Annotated in this window: 1 protein-coding gene; it reads left to right on the top strand. The window is 68.9% G+C overall.

What is annotated here, in order from left to right:
* Positions 1-627 precede the first annotated feature (627 nt).
* Complete coding sequence (locus Q4V64_RS02845) at positions 628-3,051, top strand: LuxR family transcriptional regulator (protein WP_306308364.1); 2,424 nt, start codon at positions 628-630, stop codon at positions 3,049-3,051.
* Positions 3,052-3,071: the final 20 nt, after the last annotated feature.

The following is a 3,071-nucleotide window of genomic DNA, read 5'->3' as shown; positions in this document are numbered from 1 at the left end:
CGCGGCCTCAGGCGTGCCGCACCACCCCAGGACGGGCTTCCAGCGGTGCGGCCGACGGCTGGCCCCAGACCATGTGACACCTGTCACCACTAAGGAATTCTCACTGTGATCCGTGACACCGTTCAGGAATGTTCAGCTGTGACTCGTGACACCATTCAAGAATGCCTGGCCCGGCGTCCCATCGGACAACGCCACACCTCCCTCAGAGATCGAGTCCCTTGCGGCACGCCGCACCGGAGCCCTGTGTTCCTGCTCAACCATCACCGTCGAAGTCGGCGACTGTCACCACCTGAGCAGGTAGGTTTACGGTGAGTGAGCGGGTGGGCAACTACCCAAGCGGGTAGCTCCACTTGAGGGGTGCGACTCCCGCACCGCGGGTCCGCCCGGCGTCACGTCTCCGCGCCGCCATTGCCTGCGGCTGCATTTATCTACACGTCGGTTACCTTCTGGTCACAAAGAACGCGTCAAGAACGCGTCAAGAAAGCGTGTTAATGTTCAAGCGCTCCACCCCCCACCCCCACCCCCCCACACCTTTCTGACGGATCGTCATCTGCTCAGATCCGTCAATGCGCCAGGTGCGGGCCCCGCTGTCGTTCAATGCCTGATCAACACTGAACACGAATTCACGTGAGGTCACGTGTGTCAAACAGTCCCCTGCGCGGTCGATCCAAGGAAATAGGTCTTACTCTTCAGGTGTTAGCCGAAGCGGAATCCGGCCGCGGCGGCGTGATATTGGTCTCAGGAGACGAAGGTCGCGGAAAAACGCGCCTCGTGCAAGAGATCTGCCATATCGCCGAGCAGCGCGAATTCACCGCAGTTCGCGCCGAGGCCCAGGACTTCCCCCCACCGGCCGCCGACCGCCCGGTCCTGGCTGTTCTCGACGACTTGCACGTGTATGCCGACCAGGCCCTGCTCTCCCGGATGACGGCCCGGCTGGCGCAGTTACGGCACCAGCCGCAGGTGTGGTTGCTCAGCCTGCGTGACCATGCGTACGGGCTGGACGTGCACCGGTTCGTCAGGGCGCTCGAGGAGTGGGGGTGCACCCGGCTCGCCCTCGGCCTGCTCTCCCCGGAAGGGGTACGGGAACTCCTCACCGACATCCTGGGGGCCCCGCCCGACCCCGGTCTGATGGAACTGGCCGGCGAGGCGGGGGGCCAGCCGCTGCTGACGGTGGCCCTGGCCAGGGGCCTGCGCGAGGACGGTCAGGTGCGCGTAGTGGATCGGACGGCCGTCGTGACCTCCGCCGCGGTGCCCGCGCGGGTGCGCTCCACGGTGAACTGCCTGCTGACCGATCTCGGCGAGCAGACCCAGGACATGCTGAGGGCGGCGACCGTGCTGGGCCCGGAGTTCGGTGTCGGTGACCTGGCCGCGATCCTCGTCGACGTTCCTCCCGCCGGCCTGGCCGCATGCGTTCAGCGGGCCATCGACATCGGCGTGCTCGACTGCCGCAGCAACGACCGGCTCGCCTTCCGGTACGAGCTGGTCCGCAGGGCGATCGTGGAAAGCACCGCCCTGGGCGTACGTCAGGTGCTGCTGCACGCCGCGTCCGCGCCCACGTCCGCCGGCCGCCGCCCGCAGCCGGGCGCGCCCGGCGGTCCGACCCATCTCCCGCCGGAGGCTCCCCGGCTCTCGGCCGCGCCGTTCGTGGTCCAGGAGGACAGCATCGCGATCCTGTTCGTCCGTGCCGTCTCCCTCCTGCACAAGGGCCGGATGGAGCAGGCCCGTGAGTCCGCGGCCACCCTCCTCCGCGGCTGCGTGGCCTCGGGAGAGGCGACGGGGCAGGCGTTGGCGATGCTGGTCCAATCGGTGTGCGCCCGGATGGGCGGCCAGGCGGCCGAGGCCCTCCGTCTGAGCAGGGAGGGTGCCGCGGTCATCCCGCCCGGCAAGTCGGATCTCATCGGAGAGGTCATCACGAACTGTGTGGCGCTCGAGCTCTCCCTGCTGGGCGAGACGGCTGAAGCGGAGCAGCTGCTGCGCAAGGCCGCCTGCTGGGAAGGGCCGAACGGTACACCTCCCGCGAGCCTGGTCCTGGGGACGACAGCGGCAAGAATCATGAGCGTCAAGGGCGATCACCGCAAGGCCGACCAATGGATCGAAGCCGCCGTGGGCGTCGTCAACAGGCCGGAGCGGTGGCTGCTCCCCCTGTCCAGCGCCATCCGGGCACTTGCCGCCCTGCGCAGCGGCGAACTGAGCACCGCGGAGCGGCTCGTGGCGCGCTGCCAGGCCGAGTCGCAACCCGGCCGCCTCGAGCTCTGCGCCCAGGCCGACTGGGTCGCCCTCCAGGTCGCGACCGAGCGGCACGGAGCGGCATGGGGCGTCGAGCTGCTGACCGGACAGTACGCGCATCTGATCGCCGGGCCGTCCCTCTTCGTGGAGGAACCGGGAGCGGCCCCCTGGATGGTCCGTACCGCCCTCGCCGCGAACGCCCCTCAACTGGCCGAGGAGGTGGTCCGTGCGGTGCAGACGCTCGCCGACGACAACGCCGCCTTCCAGCCGCTGACCGTCTCTGCGCTGCATGCCGGGGGTTTGCTCCGCGGTGACGAGGAGGCCCTGGCCCGGGCTCGCAGTGAGCACCGTGCCGTCTGGGCCGCCGCGTGGGCCGCGGAGGACCTGGGGATCCTGCTGCTCGACCGGGACACCGGTGAGGGTGCGGCCGGACGACAGTTCGTCGCGGCGCGGTGGCTGTACGAGGAGGCCGGCGCTCTGAGGGACGCCGCCAGGATCACCGCACGGCTTACCCGGCTGGCGCCGCCCCCGGCCGCCCCTGTCGATCGGCCGGCCGATCCGGGACAGGCCCTCACCGGTTCCGAGCGCGCGGTGGCGGAACTGGTCGTGCTCGGCATGACGAACCGTCAGGTCGCCGGCAAGCTGCACCTCTCCTCGTACACCGTCAACTATCACCTGCGGAACATCTTCCGGAAGTTCGGCATCAAGTCCCGTGTGGAACTGGCCCGGTGGTACCAGGACTACACGGCAGCCACGATGCGGCCGGTGACGACCAGAAGTTCCCGCCCCACACGGACGCTCCGTTCCGGCATCCGCTCGACTTAGAGCACATCCGATCAGCCTTC

It is taken from the genome of Streptomyces sp. NL15-2K (genome assembly GCF_030551255.1).
Lineage (GTDB): Bacteria > Actinomycetota > Actinomycetes > Streptomycetales > Streptomycetaceae > Streptomyces.
This window is presented reverse-complemented; position numbering and strand designations above follow the sequence as displayed.